The following is a 16,213-nucleotide window of genomic DNA, read 5'->3' on the forward strand; positions in this document are numbered from 1 at the left end:
GGCTTGCCCCGCGATCGCGATGTATCAGACACACCGCGATCGCAGGTCAAGCCCGCGCCTACCGAAACACCAGCGCCTTGAGGCCACCTTCAGGATCGCTGTCAGGAAACTCCGGCGGATTGGCCAGGCGCTCGACAAAGGCCAGATCCGGCGCTTCTTCAGCCATGCCTTCAATCAGAAAGTCCGGGCCGATGGCCGGATCATTGACACAGGCCAGCACCGTCCCGCCCAGGGTCAACAACTCCGGCAAACGCCGCAGAATTTTGCGGTAGTCCTGGGTCAACACGAAGCTGCCCTTCTGGAAAGTCGGCGGATCGATAATGATCAGATCATAGGGGCCGGACTTACGCACCTTGCCCCACGACTTGAACAACTCATGGCCCAGAAAACTCACACGCCCCAGATCGTGACCGTTGAGGCGATGGTTGTCGCGCCCGCGGCTCAAGGCCGAACGTGCCATGTCGAGGTTGACCACCTGCTCGGCCCCCCCGGCAATCGCCGCCACGGAAAACCCGCAGGTGTAGGCGAACAGGTTCAGCACGCGCTTGCCCGCCGCCTGCTCACGGACCCAACGCCGCCCGTAACGCATGTCGAGGAACAAACCGGTGTTCTGCTTCAGGCCCAGATCCAGCTGATAGCGCAAGCCGTCTTCATCGATCAACCAGTGCTCGCTGGGCTCGCCGAGCAACCACTGCCCGGGGCTGTCGGGCAGATAGCGATGCTGAATCAAGATTGCCTGCCCACTCCAGCAAGACGCCTGCGCCAGCGCCAGGAGCATCTGCTCCAGCTCAGCGAGCTGGCCGCTTGGAGGCTCGCGAAACAACGATACCAGCAGCACCCCTTGCAACCAGTCCACGGTGATTTGCTCAAGCCCCGCCCAGCAACGGCCGCGGCCATGAAACAGGCGGCGGGTTTCGGCGGGTGCCGGGTCAAGCGACGCACGCAGGTGCTGGGCAAGGGTGTCGATTACAGAAGTCATGGGCCGGTTCAATCAGGGAAAGCCGACTATTGTAACCCGACCGCCCGGCTTTGCTGCTTCAGCAATCGCCTGCAGCATCTACACTGCAATTCCCACCCTCTATGCAGGACACCCTCATGAGAGCGAAACCCACCATTGTTCTGGTCCACGGCTTCTGGGGCGGAGCCGCGCACTGGAGCCATGTCATCCTGGAATTGTCACGCCTGGGCCACCGAAACCTGCATGCGGTGGAAATGCCGCTGACCTCGCTGGCCGATGATGCTGAACGAACGCGCAAGATGGTCGCCGCCGTGAACAATAACGTGCTGTTGGTTGGTCACTCGTATGGTGGCGCGGTCATTACCCAGATGGGCAATCAACCGAATGTCGTCGGTTTGGTCTACATCGCCGCCTTCGCCCCCGACGATGGTGAAAGCCCGGGCAGTATTACCGCGCAGAACCCGCCTGAAGCAGCCGCCAATTTGCAGCCTGACGACGATGGGTACCTATGGATCAAACCAGACAAACTGCATGAAAGCTTCTGCCAGGACCTGAGCAAGGACGAAGGCCTGATCATGAGCGTGACCCAGAAAGCGCCGCTGGCCAGCACCTTTGGCGACACCATCAGCAACCCGGCGTGGAAGCACAAACCCAGCTGGTATCAGCTGTCTAGCCATGACCGGATGATTGCGCCCGCCAATCAGGAAATGATGTCGAAACGCATGAACCCCAGAGAAGTGCTTCGCCTGGAGGCCAGCCATGCCTCGCTGGCCTCCAGGGCGGCCGAAGTGGCCGCTCTGATCGACCGTGCTGCCCTCAGTCTGACTTGACTGCGACTGTTTTGGCCGAAGGCTTGAACCACCAGCCTTGCTGCATACCGGCGGCGGCCAGCAGGATCGCCGCCACGCCCAACCACTGCAGCGGTTCCAGGCGGTGGCCGAAGGCAACCCAGTCGACCACGATCGCCGCGATCGGGTAGATGAACGACAAAGCCCCGGTCAACGCGGTCGGCAGTTTCTGGATGGCGCCGTACAGCAGTACATACATCACCCCGGTGTGAACGATGCCCAGGGTCACCAGCGAGGCCAGCGCGCTGGCGTCGCTGGGCAGGCCCGAGGTATTGGCCCAAGGCGCCAACAGCAGGATCCCGGCGCACACCTGAATCAGCGCGATCAGGTGCGGTGGCGTACCGCTCAGGCGCTTGATGATCAATGCTGCCACTGCGTACAGGAACGCCGCGCCTAGCGCCAGGGCAATGCCCAGCAAGTAGTCCGTGCCGCTGCCGCTGTGGCTGCCATGGGCGCTGACAATCGCCAGCATCCCGGCGAACGACAGCGCCAGCCAGAACAGCTTCTGCACGGTGATCCTCTCGCCGAGAAACAGCGCCGCCAGGCCCACCAGCATGAACGGCTGGACGTTATACACCGCCGTGCCAATCGCAATCGAAGCGCGTGAATAGGAGGCAAACAACAGCACCCAGTTGCCAACGATCGCCACACCACTGAATACGGCCAGCGCGAAGGTGGTCAGGGTGAGGATGCCGGGCTTGAGAAAACCCATGGCCAGGCAAATCAGCAGCAAGGTGCCCGCGCCGAACACACAGCGCCAGAACACCACGTCCAGCACCGGTTGCCCGGAGACCAGCACGAACCAACCGATGGTCCCCGATATGAGCATCGCAGCGACCATTTCCAACGAACCACGGCGTATTGAACTGTCCATCACTCACCTCCTTGACGATGGCTAAAGTATGCGAGCCTGGACACCGCCGCTCCAGCGGATTAAACAGGCTAAACTGCCAAGACACCTTTACTATCAAGGCTAATGTGGCAGTTTGCCTAACGAGGCCAGCATGACCGACGACATCGACCAATTATTGATAAAGGCGTTGATGGAAGATTCGCGCCGTTCACTCAAAGCCTTGGCACAACTGAGCGGCCTCTCCGCCCCCAGCGTCAGTGAGCGGCTGCGGCGTCTTGAAGAGCGCGGCGTGCTCAAGGGCTACACCGTGGAAATCGACCCTCGCTGCTTTGGCTATCAATTGCAGGCCATCGTGCGCATACGGCCCTTGCCGGGGCAACTGCACGAAGTGGAACGGCAGATCATGGCGATCCCTGAATTTACCGAGTGCGACAAAGTCACCGGTGATGACTGCTTCATCGCCCGCCTGCATGTGCGCTCGATGGAACAGTTGGACACCTTGCTGGACAAACTCAACAGCCATGCTGAAACCAACACCGCGATCGTGAAAAAGACCCCGGTCAAACGTCGGCTACCGCCGATGGCTTAACCCTGCCCTCTGGAGGGGACAAAGGTCTTACCCCGCCTGTGGGAGCGGGCTTGCCCCGCGATAGCGGTGTGTCAGGTAGATCGCTATCGCGGGGCAAGTCGGGTCGCCGCACCGCCGCTCCTACAGTCAGCTTGGGCAGCTGTGGGCGCCGTTGTTCAGGCCTTGCTTGTAGTTACGGCTGAGCAGGCTGGCCTTGCCGTCGTGCCAGGTCAGGGTCAGCACATACAGCGAATCAAAATCGCCACCGTCCCAGTCCTCGGTGATCACCTGTTTCTCACCCACGGCTTTGCCCGCCACGGTGTTGATCAGCTCAGGCAGGTAGCCATGCGACCAGGCGGTATAGACGGTGGCGTTGCGGTATTTGTTCTGCAGCAGCTCATCGGCCAGCGCGGCGGTGTCGTTGGCACCGAAATCGATGTTCACCGGCAGGCCCAGCTTGATCGCGCTGGGGCTGATGGTCATCAGTGGGCGGATGTAGCTGTAGGCGTCGTCTTTGCTGCCTTCTTCAACATGCCGGGACGGGTTGGCAGCGAATACGTAGTCGGCTTTGCCAAACTTCTGCGGCAGCAAAGTAGCCAGGTCGATGGCGCGATTAAGCCCCTGGCAGTTGAGCTGCCCCAGGCCTTCACCGGGTTTTTCGGCATGGCGCAGGAACACCAGGGTCTGGGTGCCGTCCACAGGCTCGGCGCGGCTTTCAACAGCCTCTACAGCCAGCAACGTGACAGCGCCGAGCAGCGCCAGTGAACAGCAGGCATGGCGGTGGCGTTTGAACAGGGTCAACAACTTCATCAAGCGGGCTCTATACGACAAAAAGGGATATGGCTGACCCGCTTGCCGACACACCCGCGGCCGAAGCCGCGGGTCATCCCTGTCTGTCGTACCGTCCGTGGAGCGGGCTAACTAAGAGTGCGCCAAGCCCGTTTGGTTCGATCCCTGAGTGCTCTACCCTGAGCAGAAGTGACTCTAACGCCTTGATGTTGCCGAATTAAGACAGGCACCGCTCAATCATCACGGGTCAGCACTTCCAGCAGTTCGATTTCGAAGGTCAGGTTCGAATGCGGGGTAATCGCCCCCATGCTGCGCTCGCCATAGGCCAGGTGTGAGGGCACGACCAACTTGCGCTTGCCGCCGACCTTCATGCCCATCAGGCCCTGGTCCCAGCCCTTGATCACCCTGCCGGTACCGATCACACACTGGAACGGCTTGCCCCGGTCATAGGAGGAGTCGAATTTCGTTCCGTCGTCCAGCCAACCGGTGTACTGGGTGGTAATCAGCGCGCCCTTGACCGCCTCTTTGCCCTCACCCACCTGGATATCGGTGATTTGCAGTTCGCTGCTCATGCTTGACCTCGTTGAAGCGTAAAAGTGTTTCGAGGCTGCCTTTTCTCAGGAATGCGCGGGTTTGGCAAGGCTTGCCTGTGGCGTGTGCTGGCGCATCGACCAGCACACGCCGCCAATCACCAGAATGATCGCCGCAGCCTCCAGCAAGGTCGGTGCGCTTTGTCGCCAGATAAAGGCATAGAGCAAGGCGAACAGGGTTTCGAACACAATCAATTGGCCACTCAAGGTCAGCGGCATGCGCTTGGAGGCCGCATTCCACAATAGCGCCGCCAGCCACGAACCAAAAATGGCGCAACCCAGGCTGTACAGCCAGAACAGCCACCAACGCTCGGTGGACACCTGCACCTGCAACTGCTCCGGCTGCCACAACGCGATGAACGCCACCAACGCCAGGCTGAACACCCCGGTCATCACCCCGCACAGTACCGACCACTGGTGGCTGTCAAAATGCCCGCATTGCTTGAGGTAACGGCTGTTGTTCACTGCATACCAGGTCCAGCAGCCCAGGGCCGCCAGGGCATACAGTACACCCGCGAGTTTGTCGCCCAGCGCCCCCGGCTCAAGGGCAAAGGTCTGCAGGTTGATACACAGCATGCCAGCAAGGATCAGCAACAGCGGGGCAAACAACTGCTTGAGTTCAACCCCGCCGCTGTCATGGCGGCCATACAGGGTGATGGTCAGTGGCAGAACGCCGACAATCAACGACGCCGGCGCCACTCCCAAACGCTGAATCGCCGCCACCAGGCAGATGAAATACAGCAGATTGCCCACCAGCGCCAATCGCCCCAGCATCCACACATCGGCCAGGGTCAGCTGGCGCAGTGCCTGGCGCATCGGCAGTGCCAGCACCAGGGTTACCAGGCCAAACAGCACAAAGCGGGCACAGCTAAGCAGCACCGGGCTGAACTCCGGCAACAACTGCGGCACCATCAGCACCATCCCCCACATCGCCCCGGCCACCGCGGCGTAGACCACACCCTGTTTCACGTGCCTGCTCCTGTTCAAAGACCTGCGCAGGCTACCGCTTGGCCCCACGGCGAACAAAAGATCATTCGGCATGCAGCCATTCCCACAGGGAATGGCTTTCAGCGTGAAAGCAACGACTCTATGATGCAGCCATTCCCCAAAGAGGATCACCCGCATGAGTCGTTTCAGCCGGCATTTGCCCCCGCTGGATACCTTGATCGCCTTCGAAGCGGTGGTTCGCACGGGCAGTTTCACCCGTGCCGCCAGCGAGCTGTACCTGACCCAGAGTGCGGTGAGTAAACAGATCAAACTGCTGGAGCAACACCTCGGCGCCGTGCTGTTCGAACGCCGGGCCCGGGGCATTGCCCTGACCTCGGCCGGGGAAGGCTTCAACGCCATTGTCGAACCGATGCTGGAAAACCTGCTGGCCAATGTGCTGCGCCTGAAGGCCGGCCACAGCAGCCGCAACGTCAGTGTCATCTGCACCCATGCCGTTGCCCAGTACTGGCTGTTCCCGCGCCTGCTGCGCTTTAACGAGCAGCACCCGGAACTCACCGTCAACATCCACGCCAGTAACGAGATCAGCGAAAGCGACATTGCCAACTACGACTTCGGCATCCTCTACGGCCACGGCCGTTGGAGCTCACTCTCGGCCAGCAAGCTGTTCGACGAAACCATCTACCCGATTGCCAGCGTCAAACGCACCTTGCCCAGCGTCACCTCGCTGGAGGCGTTGCAAAGCCTGCCACTGATTCAACTGGATGCCTCAGCCTGGAACTGTCTGGACTGGCAGGATTGGTTCAGCCACCAGGGCCTGCGCTACCAGGCGCCCGCCGACGCGGTGACGTTCAATCAGGTCAACCTGGTGTTCGAAGCTGTACTGCAAGGCATGGGGGTCGGCCTTGGCTGGGAGTTCATGGCCCGCGAGCGCATCGAACAGGGTGCGATCCGCCCGGTATCGGCATTTGTCGTGCACACCGGGCAAGCCGACTATCTGGTGCACGACAAACAGGCCCCCTGCTCACCAGCGGCGCAGGTGTTTGCAGACTGGTTGCTAGCCCTCGGTTGAAGCGCTGAACAGCGCTTCAACTTCAGCCCGGGTCATGGTTTTGGTCTGATTGGCAAAGCAGTAGTACGACGGTTTCTCGTCGATGTACACCTGCAGGTCGAAGACCCAGTCGGTATCGCCTTCCAGTACACCGACCGAAAGCGAGTCGAATTTGCCGTTTTTCAGGCGATACAGCAGATGCGTGCCGCACGTGCCGCAAAAGCCGCGTTCAGCCCACGCAGAAGACTCATAGAACACCGGCTGGCCGGCCGTGAAGGTGACCGGCTCGGCGCAGACCACCGATAGCAACGGCCCACCGCCCCACTTTCGACACATGCTGCAATGGCAGGCGTCGACGCTGGCGTTTTCCAGGCTGACACTGAGTGTGACAGCGCCGCACAAGCAACTACCGTGTTTTACCAGCGACATGGGCAAGGCTCCTCAGGCGGAAAGTAAGGGGACTAGTCTAGACCACGATCGCGGGGCAAGCCCGCTCCCACAAGGCTATTGCGCGAAAGCCCGGCCCAGACCACCAGGCACACCGCTGCTGTCGGTTTCCTGCCACGGGCCGTTGAGGTTGGTCGACCAGCTCCAGCCGTTGTTGAAGCGGTAGTAGGTACGCTGGCGATAGAAGGTGTTGGTCTTGCCTTCGAGCACATAGACACCCAGGCGCGGATCCCAGTGGCTGGCACCGCCGGGAGGCGGTGCGAAGCTGGCGGAGGTGCGCGGCATGGGTTTGGGCGCCGGTGTCACCACCGCCGGTTTGCTCGGGACTGTGCTCGGGCGTGGGGCCGGCTTGCTGCTCGGCCCCGGTGGCAAGGATTCGATCGGCGGTGTTGTCGGTTCGTACGGCTGATGAACAGTACACGCGCTCAGGCCCACGGCCAGGGAAAGAAGGGCAAGGCGGGCGATGCTGTTCATAGTGACTCTCTTACTGGTCCGGGCTGTCGATGGTCAGGTGCTGCGCCGCCGTGGTGCTGCTGGCCAGCGGGCTGCTGTGACCGATCCACTCACCCTGGGTCGGCTGGCCAGCGCGTGAGACGCGCGCAACCAGTTGGACTTCAGGAAAGCTCGACAGTTTCATGTTCGGCATCATTGCATCGCTGTCACTGAGCTCGACGTCGATTGGCAACTGCGCCACCGTCACGCGCTTGGCCGCCAGCGGCATGGGCGGGCCGGAACTGGCGCGGGCAAAGATGAACACGGTGTCGTCAGGCTTGACCTTGTCCTTGAGCGCCGCAGCAAGCTCTACCCGCACTTTCAGGCGTGCGCCTGCGGCGGGTGCAGCGGCAACGGGTGCTGCAGGCGTTGCCGCGACCTTGCCTTCACCGGCGCCCAGTTTTTCCTGAGCGCGCTCGATCCCCCCCTGCAACGCGGCCCGCGAGGCGTCGCCTTCCGGCAATTGCGCCAACAAGCGGTTCCAGTAGTCGATTGCTTGCTGATAACGCTCGCTCTCGAACGCGGCAATGCCCAGCAGGCCCAGGCTGGTGACTTCGTTAGGGTCAGCCTTGAGCGCTTCGTCGGTGAGTGCCTGCACCTGCGGCGTCCATTGCTTGTTGTTGGCAAAGTACAGCGCCTGGGCCCACTGCCCGAGCAACTCAGGCTGGCGCCCTGCCAGGGTGGCGGCCCGTTCGAAAACCTTGGCCGCATCGCCCGCGCGTTCCTGAGCCATGTAGGCACGCCCGAGGAAGTACAGGCCTTCGGCCGAATCCGGCTGCGCCTCGACCGCACGCTCAAGGCGTGTGGTCATCTCTTCCATCGACTGCGGCGCCTTGGCGAACTGTTGGGTCAGTTCCACCTGTTCACTGGCACCAAAATGCAGGTACAAGCCCAGGCCCATCACCGGCACCAATACCGCGGCCAGCAATGGCAGCGGCTTGCCCAGGCGCCCGAAGCGCTGCGGTTCGGCATTTTCGGTGTCGGCCAACAGCTCGCGGGCGGCCTCATCACGGCCCTTCGCCAGTTGCGCTTCATCGAGCACGCCTGCCGCTTGCTGGGCGGTCAATTCAGCCACCCGTTCCTGGTACAGCGCAACGTTCAGGGCAGTACGGTCTTCTTCCAGTTGCGCGCGACGGCCACGCAACACCGGGATCAGCAAAAAGCTCAGGGCTACCAACAACAGCAGGCCTGCGGCAAGCCAGAAATCAGTCATGGTTCTGTTCTTTGTTCAGCAATTTGGCGAGGCGCTCACGCTCCTCGGGGGAAAGGTCGGCATTACCTGCAGCAGCTTGCGCCCGACGCTTGCGCACAATCAGCGCCAGCAGGCCGAAACCGCCCACCAGCAACGCGCCCGGGCCGAACCAGAGCAGCCAGGTACGGGCTGTCAGCTCGGGCTTGTAGCGCACGAAATCACCGTAGCGATCGACCATGAAGTCGATGATCTGCTGATTGCTCTTGCCCTCGCCCAGCATGCGGAAGATTTCCCGACGCAAGTCGGCGGCAATCGGTGCGTTGGAGTCGGCGATGTCCTGATTCTGGCACTTGGGGCAGCGCAGCTCTTTGGTCAGGTCGTGATAGCGCTCGCGCTCGGCGTCATCGGCGAACTGGTAAGTGTCGATCGCGGCCTGGGTGACCCCAGCCAGGCTCAGGCCCAGCACCGCAGCGGCCAGCCAGCGCTTCATTGTTTGGCCTCATCGACCAGGCCTTGATACAGCGGCGCCAGCTGTTCGCGCCAGACCGTCGCATCCACCACACCTACGTGTTTGTAGCGAATGATGCCTTTGGCATCGACCAGGAAGGTTTCCGGCGCGCCGTATACCCCCAGGTTCAGGCCCAGCATGCCTTGGTCATCGGCAATGTTGAGCTGATACGGGTTATGGAACTCGGCCAGCCACTTCACCGCTGCGGCGTTGTCATCCTTGTAGTTGACCCCATGGATCACCACGCCCTGCTCCGCCAGCTTGTTCAGATACGGATGTTCAACCTTGCACGACGGGCACCAGGTGGCCCAGACGTTGACCAGCGCAGGCTTGCCAATGAGGTCGGCCTGGGTCAGCGGTTTGCCATCCTGTACCGATTTCAACGCGAACGCCGGGAACGCTTTGCCGATCATTGCCGACGGCAACTCGGTGGGGTCGAGGAACAGGCCCCGATAGAGAAACACCGCCACCAGCAAAAACACCGCCAATGGCAGCACCATGATCCAACGCTTCATGCAGTTGCTCCCGACATGCCCAGCACTTCACGCACCCGGGCTTTGACCTTGACTCGATAACGCCCGTCCATGGCCGCCAGCAGGCCGCCCAGACCGGTCAGCAAACCGCCCAGCCAGATCCAGCGCACGAAGGGTTTGACATGCACACGTACCGCCCAGGCACCGTTGTCCAGTGGTTCACCCAGCGCCACATAGAGGTCGCGGGTGAAACCGGCGTCGATGCCGGCTTCCGTCATCATCGACTGCTGCACGGTGTACAGGCGTTTTTCCGGATGCAACACGTTGATTTCGCGGCCATCTTTGACCACTCGCACCGTGCCTTTGTCGGAGGTGAAGTTCGGCCCTTCAAAATGCTTGGCACCTTCGAAGATGAAGTGATAACCACCCAATTCCACCGACTCACCAGGGGCCAGGCGCAGGTCACGTTCGGCACTGTTGTTGCTCGACAGCACCACACCCAGGGCGCAGACCGCCAGGCCCAGGTGGGCGATGTGCATGCCCCAGTAGCTGCGATTCAGGCCACGCAGCCCTTTGAACAGGCCCTTGTGGCGGGTCTTGTCGAGGATGTCGCGAGCCCCGGCCAGCACGATCCACGCGGCCAGGGCGAAGGTGGTCAGTACCTGCCAGTCGAAGTCATCGACCAGCAGCCCGCCCACCGGCGCCAGCACCGCAGCGCCGATCAGCACCGGGGTCAGCATGCTCACAAGCCATTTGCTCGGGGTGTCTTTCCAGCGCACCAGCACGCCGATGGCCATCACCACCATCAGCAACGCCATCAGTGGAAGGAACAGCGCATCGAAGTACGGTGGCCCCACCGACAGCTTGGCGCCGGTCAGGGCATCAAGAATCAGCGGGTACAGGGTGCCGAGCAGGATCATCGAGGCCGCCACCACCAGCACAATGTTGTTGGCCAGCAGCAGGGTTTCCCGCGACCACAGGGCAAAGCCGACCTGACTCTTGACCACCGGCGCGCGCAAGGCGAACAGGGTCAGCGAGCCGCCCACCACAAACAGCAGGAAAATCAGGATGAACACGCCGCGCTCAGGATCGGAGGCAAACGCATGCACCGACGTCAGCACCCCGGAACGAACCAGGAAGGTGCCGAGCAAGCTCAAGGAGAAGGCGGCAATCGCCAGCAGTACTGTCCAGCTCTTGAATACGCCACGTTTTTCCGTCACCGCCAGCGAGTGAATCAGTGCGGTACCCACCAGCCACGGCATGAACGAGGCGTTTTCCACCGGGTCCCAGAACCACCAGCCGCCCCAGCCCAGCTCGTAATAAGCCCACCACGAACCGAGGGTGATGCCGATGCCGAGAAACGCCCAGGCCACCAGGGTCCAGGGCCGCGACCAGCGCGCCCAGGCAGCGTCCAGGCGGCCACCCAGCAAGGCGGCAATGGCGAAGGCAAAGGCCACCGAGAAACCTACATAGCCCATGTACAGCATCGGCGGATGGACGATCAGGCCGATGTCCTGCAGCAGTGGATTGAGGTCGGCGCCGTCACTCGGCACCTGGGGCAGCAAGCGGGTGAACGGGTTGGAGGTGACGATCAGGAACGACAGGAAACCAACGCTGATCATGCCCATTACCGCCAGCACTCGGGCCAGCATCACCTGCGGCAACTGCCGGGAGAACACCGACACGGCGAAGGTCCAGCCGCCAAGGATCATCGCCCACAGCAGCAAGGAGCCTTCATGGGCGCCCCACACGGCACTGAACTTGAAGTACCAGGGCAAGGCGCTGTTGGAGTTGTTGGCCACATAAGCGACCGAGAAGTTGTCGGTCATGAAGGCGTGGGTCAGGCAGGCAAAGGCAAACGCCAGAAAGGCGAACTGCCCCCAGGCAGCGGGCCGCGCCAGGCCCATCCACAGGCTGTCACCGCGCCAGGCACCGAGCAGCGGCACCGTGGCCTGCACCGCAGCAAAGCAGATGGCCAGAATCATGGCCAGTTGGCCAAGTTCGGGAATGATCAGTGCCGCATTCATGGTTTGACTCCCGCGTCGCTGGCAGCCTGGCCACTTTCCTTGAGGGCTTTGGTGACCTCTGGCGGCATGTACTTCTCGTCGTGCTTGGCCAGCACTTCATCGGCCACCACCACGCCGTCGGCATTGAGCTTGCCGAGGGCGACGATGCCTTGGCCTTCACGGAACAGGTCAGGAAGGATACCGCGGTAGGTGATCGGCACCGACTTGTTGAAGTCGGTGACCACAAAGCGCACGTCGAGCGAGTCGCCCGAGCGCTGCAGCGAGCCCTTCTCAACCATGCCACCGGCACGAATCCGGGTGTCGAGCGGGGCTTCGCCGTTGGCGATCTGCGTCGGGGTGTAGAACAGGTTGATGTTCTGCTGCAGGGCGCTCAAGGCCAGGCCCACAGCGATGCCAACCCCGGCCAGCAGGCCGAGGATGATGAACAGGCGCTTTTTGCGTTGCGGATTCACGGCTTGCTCTCCCGGCGCAGACGGCGCGCCTCTTGTTGCAGGTAACGGCGCCGGGCCATCAGCGGCAGGGCAACGTTGATGCTCAGTGCCAACAGGCAGATGCCGTAGGCCGACCAGACGTACAGGCCGTGATGGCCCATGGCGAGAAAATCACTGAAAGAGGCGAAACTCATCGTGCCGCCCCCCGACCCAGGCTGTTCAATACCTCCTCCCTGACCCAACTGGCGCGCGCTTCGCGCTTGAGCACTTCAAGGCGCATGCGCAGCAACAGCACGGCGCCGAAGAAACAGTAGAAGCCCAGCACGGTCAGCAGCAACGGCAGCCACATCTCGGCGGGCATCGCCGGTTTTTCCGTGAGGGTGAAGGTGGCGCCCTGGTGCAGGGTGTTCCACCACTCCACCGAGTACTTGATGATCGGGATATTGATCACGCCGACAATCGCCAGCACCGCACAGGCCTTGGCCGCGCTCTCGCGATTGCTGATGGCATGGCCCAGGGCGATCAGGCCAAAGTACAGGAACAGCAGGATCAGCATCGACGTCAGGCGCGCATCCCAGACCCACCAGCTACCCCAGGTCGGCTTGCCCCAGATCGCCCCGGTGACCAGCGCCACGGCGGTCATCCAGGCGCCAATTGGCGCTGCGCTCTGCAAGGCGACGTCGGCAATTTTCATTTTCCACACCAGCCCGACCACCCCGGCCACGGCCAGCATCACGTAGCAGGACTGCGCCAGCATGGCGGCCGGTACGTGAATGTAGATGATGCGAAAGCTGTTGCCTTGTTGATAGTCCTGTGGCGCAAAGGCCAGGCCCCAGATCACGCCGATGCCGATCAACAGGATCGCGGCCACCGTAAGCCACGGCAGCATGCGGCCGCTGATGGCATAGAACCACTTGGGCGAACCCAGTTTATGAAACCACGTCCAGCTGATTGCGCTGCTTTTCATCACGGTACATCCAGGGTCTTTGCTGGGCAGGGCCCAGACCTCATTATTCGCCGACGCTGATCTTCAGGCCAGCCGCTATTGCAAAGGGTGCCAGAGTTACTGCCAAGGCGGTCAGGCTGCCAAGCCAGAGCAGATAACCGGTCGCCGGCATAGCTTGCAATGCCGCCTGCAAGGCGCCACTGCCAAGGATCAATACCGGGATATATAACGGCAAAATCAGTAGCGCCAACAGCAGGCCGCCACGTTTCAGACCGACTGTCAGGGCCGCCCCCACCGCGCCCAACAGGCTCAGTACCGGGGTGCCCAGCAACAACGATGCCAGCAGCACCGGCAGGCAGGCCGATGGCAAACCTAGCATCAGTGCCAGCAACGGTGCCAACAATACCAGTGCCAGGCCGGAAAAGGCCCAGTGTGCCAGTACTTTTGCCAGCACCAGAAGAGGCAGGGGGTGCGACGAAAGGACCCACTGCTCCAGCGATCCATCCTCGAAATCACTGCGGAAAAGCCCGTCCAGCGAGAGTAAAACCGATAAAAGGGCAGCTACCCAGACCAGTCCCGGAGACAAGGTTTGCAACAATTGAGTCTCGGGACCGACCGCCAGCGGGAACAAGGCAATGACAATGGCGAAGAACACCAGCGGGTTGGCCAACTCGGCCGGACGGCGGCACAACAGGCGCGCTTCACGACGCAACAACAAGACAAAGACACTCATGCGGCCCACTGCCCCAAATTCAGTTCGCGGTAGCCGGACGGCTTGCGTTCAAGTGTGTGGTGGGTGGTCAGCACGACCATTCCGCCCTGCTCGCAATGGGCTGCCAGGTGGGCTTCGAGCTGGGCCACACCCTGCTTGTCGAGGGCGGTGAAGGGTTCATCGAGAATCCACAACGGCGGGCTGTCGAGGTACAACCGGGCCAGGGCCACACGGCGCTGCTGGCCGGCCGACAGGGTATGACAAGGCACGTCTTCAAAACCGCGCAAGCCCACGGCTTCCAGGGCTTTGCAGATCGCCTTGGGGTCGGCGGGCCGATGCAGGGCACACAGCCAGGCGAGGTTCTCTTCAGGGCTGAGCAGGTCTTTGATGCCGGCCGCATGACCGATCCACAGCAGGATGCGCGCCAGCTCACTGCGCTGTTCTGCCAGCGGTTTGCCGTCGAGACGGATCTCCCCGGCGGTCGGGCTCATGAGCCCGGCCAGCAAACGCAGCAGGCTGGTTTTGCCGCTGCCGTTGGGGCCGCTGATTTGCAGCATGTCGCCTGCCGCCAGGTGCAATTCGAGGTTTTCGAAGAGCATTCGCCAGTCGCGCTCGCAGGCCAGGCCCACGGCTTCCAGATGAGGGGTCACAGTTTCGCCTTATGCTTGGGATACCTGTCTCAAGTCGGTCCCGGCCCTGCCGTTATACTGGCAGTGAAAATTCAGCCCGGCCGCTCTGATCGCGAAAGATCGGGCGGCATTATACATGTGATGTCCTACTGCAAAGAGGGCTATTTCAACAGGTTGCCAGCAGATGACAGGCGAAATTAACAACCTTGGCGCGCAGATGCCGACGCCCAGCCAATTGCGTTCCGCGATGACCGGCGAACTGTTGCGCCTGCTGCAACCGCAACCTGGCCTGCTGGCCCCCGGAGAAGTGGCCAAGGCCGAAGTGCTGACCCTGCGCCAGGTCGGCCAGGATTTCCTCATGCTGCTCAGGCTGACCCAGGAAAACGGCAAGCAGATCAACGTGCAGACCAGCAGCAACCAGCCGCTGGCGCAAGGCAGCCAACTGGCCGTCAGCCAGAGCAGTAACGCCAACCTGACCATCACCGTGCAGCAGGCGATTGCCCGTAACGTCGCCAGCCTGACGCAGATCGACACCCGGCAAATGCCGGTGGGCAGCCTGCTGCAGGGCAAGGTCCTGACCAGCCAGGCACTGCCGCAGACCGTCGGGCAACTGGCGCAGTTCCGCTCATTGGTCAGCCTGCTCAGCGGCCCGCAGGCGGGTGCCACGTTGACCATCGACAGCCCGCGCCCATTGCCGGTGGGCAGCCTGCTCAGCGCCCGGGTTCAAGGCGACCAGGCGCTGACCTTTGTGCCCTTGAGCGGACGCCATGAGCAATTGGCAATCGCCCAGCAGTTGAGCAGCCAACAGAGCCGCCAGGCGTCGTTGCAAGGCTTGCTCAGCAGCCTGCAACAACTGCGCGATGCCAACAACGCGCCCGACGAACTGCGCAACAGCGTCGACAAGCTGCTCGCCAGCCTGCCGGATGCACGCCAGCTCAGCGATCCCAAAGGCCTGGCCCAAGCGGTGCAAAACAGCGGCGTGTTCCTTGAAGCCAAGCTGCTCGCAGGTTTCCCCGCCCACCTCGCCCCCGACCTCAAGGCTCAGGTGATCCGCCTGGTGGCCCAGCTATTACCGGCAACGCCCGGCAGCGCACCGATGAACCCGGCCAGCACCGCCAGCACCCTGGTGCAGGTGATGCCCGGCATGGTCCGCACCGCCCTGGGCATGCTCGGCCAGGTCAGCCCGCGCCCGCACCCCAGCGGCTTTCCCCTGCCCTCGCGGTTGTTGCAAAGCGCCGAAGGCGAAGGCGACCTGGAACATCTGTTGCGTCTGGCCGCAGCGGCCATTTCACGCCTGCAGAGCCATCAGCTGGCAAGCCTGGAGCAAACCGGCAGCACCGCCGATGGCAACCTGCAAACCACCTGGCAGCTGGAAATCCCCGTGCGTAATGGCCAGGACTTCATGCCGCTGCAGGTCAAATTGCAACGTGAGGAAACCCCGGAGCAACAAGCCGACCCGGAGCGTGAACGGCGCGACCCACTGGAAATGCTCTGGCGTATCGAACTGTCGTTCGACCTGCACCCGCTCGGGCCACTGCAGGTTCAGGCGCAGATCAGCCAGGGCGCGTTGAGCAGCCAGCTATGGGCAGAACTGCCCGCAACCGCACACTTGATCGACAGCCAGCTCGGTGCCTTACGCACCCGTTTGCAGGCGCGTGGCCTGAACGTCACCGAACTGTATTGCCACCAGGGCACACCACCGCAGGGGCCGCGAACGCGCCTGGAACAGCGCTGGGTGGATGAAACCGCATGAA

20 protein-coding genes are annotated in these 16,213 nt (G+C 62.2%); 4 read left to right on the forward strand and 16 right to left on the reverse strand.

What is annotated here, in order from left to right:
* Positions 1-58 precede the first annotated feature (58 nt).
* The gene (locus ACVWSC_RS20470; RefSeq protein ID WP_442108912.1) at positions 59-979 is read right to left on the reverse strand and encodes a class I SAM-dependent methyltransferase; all 921 of its coding nucleotides are present in this window, start codon (positions 977-979) and stop codon (positions 59-61) included.
* A gap of 116 nt (positions 980-1,095) precedes the next feature.
* On the opposite strand from ACVWSC_RS20470, the gene ACVWSC_RS20475 reads away from it, so the two are divergent.
* Entirely contained in the window at positions 1,096-1,788 is a 693-nt protein-coding gene (locus tag ACVWSC_RS20475; RefSeq protein WP_442108913.1) for an alpha/beta hydrolase, read from the forward strand.
* Here the strand turns inward: ACVWSC_RS20475 and ACVWSC_RS20480 are convergent.
* Complete coding sequence (locus tag ACVWSC_RS20480; protein WP_442108914.1) at positions 1,775-2,680, reverse strand: DMT family transporter; 906 nt, start codon at positions 2,678-2,680, stop codon at positions 1,775-1,777. The genes ACVWSC_RS20475 and ACVWSC_RS20480 overlap by 14 nt on opposite strands.
* Positions 2,681-2,810: 130 nt before the next feature.
* Here ACVWSC_RS20480 and ACVWSC_RS20485 point away from each other — a divergent pair, with 130 nt between their 5' ends.
* Positions 2,811-3,248 carry an Lrp/AsnC family transcriptional regulator gene (locus ACVWSC_RS20485; RefSeq protein ID WP_442108915.1) on the forward strand — a complete coding sequence of 146 codons (438 nt, stop codon included), beginning with the start codon at positions 2,811-2,813 and terminating at the stop codon, positions 3,246-3,248.
* Between the two features lie 126 nt (positions 3,249-3,374).
* On the opposite strand, the gene ACVWSC_RS20490 is transcribed toward ACVWSC_RS20485, so the two are convergent.
* The 3 genes from ACVWSC_RS20490 to ACVWSC_RS20500 all read right to left on the reverse strand — a co-directional run bounded on the left by ACVWSC_RS20490 (position 3,375) and on the right by ACVWSC_RS20500 (position 5,575).
* Positions 3,375-4,037, reverse strand: a complete 663-nt coding sequence (locus tag ACVWSC_RS20490; RefSeq protein ID WP_442108916.1) for a histidine phosphatase family protein — start codon at positions 4,035-4,037, stop codon at positions 3,375-3,377.
* 212 nt (positions 4,038-4,249) lie between these two features.
* Positions 4,250-4,588: an FKBP-type peptidyl-prolyl cis-trans isomerase gene (locus tag ACVWSC_RS20495; protein WP_442108917.1), complete on the reverse strand. Its 339-nt coding sequence runs from the start codon at positions 4,586-4,588 to the stop codon at positions 4,250-4,252.
* Positions 4,589-4,633: 45 nt separating this feature from the next.
* Positions 4,634-5,575, reverse strand: a complete 942-nt coding sequence (locus ACVWSC_RS20500) for a DMT family transporter (RefSeq protein ID WP_442108918.1) — start codon at positions 5,573-5,575, stop codon at positions 4,634-4,636.
* 154 nt (positions 5,576-5,729) lie between these two features.
* Here ACVWSC_RS20500 and ACVWSC_RS20505 point away from each other — a divergent pair, with 154 nt between their 5' ends.
* Complete coding sequence (locus ACVWSC_RS20505) at positions 5,730-6,623, forward strand: LysR substrate-binding domain-containing protein (protein ID WP_442108919.1); 894 nt, start codon at positions 5,730-5,732, stop codon at positions 6,621-6,623.
* Here ACVWSC_RS20505 and ACVWSC_RS20510 read toward each other — a convergent pair.
* From ACVWSC_RS20510 to ccmA, 11 genes are all read right to left on the reverse strand, one after another.
* Positions 6,609-7,031, reverse strand: a complete 423-nt coding sequence (locus ACVWSC_RS20510; protein ID WP_442108920.1) for a GFA family protein — start codon at positions 7,029-7,031, stop codon at positions 6,609-6,611. The two genes, ACVWSC_RS20505 and ACVWSC_RS20510, sit on opposite strands and share 15 nt — an antisense overlap.
* A 75-nt stretch (positions 7,032-7,106) precedes the next feature.
* Positions 7,107-7,523, reverse strand: a complete 417-nt coding sequence (locus ACVWSC_RS20515; RefSeq protein ID WP_442108921.1) for a hypothetical protein — start codon at positions 7,521-7,523, stop codon at positions 7,107-7,109.
* A gap of 10 nt (positions 7,524-7,533) precedes the next feature.
* The gene (gene ccmI / locus ACVWSC_RS20520; RefSeq protein WP_442108922.1) at positions 7,534-8,754 is read right to left on the reverse strand and encodes a c-type cytochrome biogenesis protein CcmI; all 1,221 of its coding nucleotides are present in this window, start codon (positions 8,752-8,754) and stop codon (positions 7,534-7,536) included.
* Positions 8,747-9,223, reverse strand: coding sequence for a cytochrome c-type biogenesis protein (locus ACVWSC_RS20525; protein WP_442108923.1), 477 nt, complete (start codon positions 9,221-9,223; stop codon positions 8,747-8,749). Before ACVWSC_RS20525 ends, ccmI begins: the two co-directional genes overlap by 8 nt.
* Positions 9,220-9,756 carry a DsbE family thiol:disulfide interchange protein gene (locus ACVWSC_RS20530; protein ID WP_442108924.1) on the reverse strand — a complete coding sequence of 179 codons (537 nt, stop codon included), beginning with the start codon at positions 9,754-9,756 and terminating at the stop codon, positions 9,220-9,222. The genes ACVWSC_RS20525 and ACVWSC_RS20530 overlap by 4 nt, the downstream gene beginning before the upstream one ends.
* Positions 9,753-11,726, reverse strand: coding sequence for a heme lyase CcmF/NrfE family subunit (locus tag ACVWSC_RS20535; protein WP_442114344.1), 1,974 nt, complete (start codon positions 11,724-11,726; stop codon positions 9,753-9,755). Before ACVWSC_RS20535 ends, ACVWSC_RS20530 begins: the two co-directional genes overlap by 4 nt.
* An 11-nt stretch (positions 11,727-11,737) precedes the next feature.
* The gene (gene ccmE / locus ACVWSC_RS20540; protein ID WP_442108925.1) at positions 11,738-12,193 is read right to left on the reverse strand and encodes a cytochrome c maturation protein CcmE; all 456 of its coding nucleotides are present in this window, start codon (positions 12,191-12,193) and stop codon (positions 11,738-11,740) included.
* Positions 12,190-12,366, reverse strand: a complete 177-nt coding sequence (gene ccmD / locus ACVWSC_RS20545; protein WP_442108926.1) for a heme exporter protein CcmD — start codon at positions 12,364-12,366, stop codon at positions 12,190-12,192. The genes ccmE and ccmD overlap by 4 nt, the downstream gene beginning before the upstream one ends.
* The gene (locus ACVWSC_RS20550; RefSeq protein WP_442108927.1) at positions 12,363-13,139 is read right to left on the reverse strand and encodes a heme ABC transporter permease; all 777 of its coding nucleotides are present in this window, start codon (positions 13,137-13,139) and stop codon (positions 12,363-12,365) included. The genes ccmD and ACVWSC_RS20550 overlap by 4 nt, the downstream gene beginning before the upstream one ends.
* Before the next feature lie 43 nt (positions 13,140-13,182).
* The gene (gene ccmB, locus ACVWSC_RS20555) at positions 13,183-13,851 is read right to left on the reverse strand and encodes a heme exporter protein CcmB (protein ID WP_038616869.1); all 669 of its coding nucleotides are present in this window, start codon (positions 13,849-13,851) and stop codon (positions 13,183-13,185) included.
* On the reverse strand, positions 13,848-14,480 hold the full coding sequence (gene ccmA, locus ACVWSC_RS20560; RefSeq protein ID WP_442108928.1) for a cytochrome c biogenesis heme-transporting ATPase CcmA: 633 nt from the start codon (positions 14,478-14,480) through the stop codon (positions 13,848-13,850). Before ccmA ends, ccmB begins: the two co-directional genes overlap by 4 nt.
* Before the next feature lie 163 nt (positions 14,481-14,643).
* On the opposite strand from ccmA, the gene fliK reads away from it, so the two are divergent.
* Positions 14,644-16,212 (forward strand): flagellar hook-length control protein FliK, encoded by a 1,569-nt coding sequence (gene fliK, locus ACVWSC_RS20565; RefSeq protein WP_442108929.1) that lies wholly within the window; start codon positions 14,644-14,646, stop codon positions 16,210-16,212.
* Position 16,213: the final 1 nt, after the last annotated feature.

Source organism: Pseudomonas sp. NUPR-002, assembly GCF_056322725.1.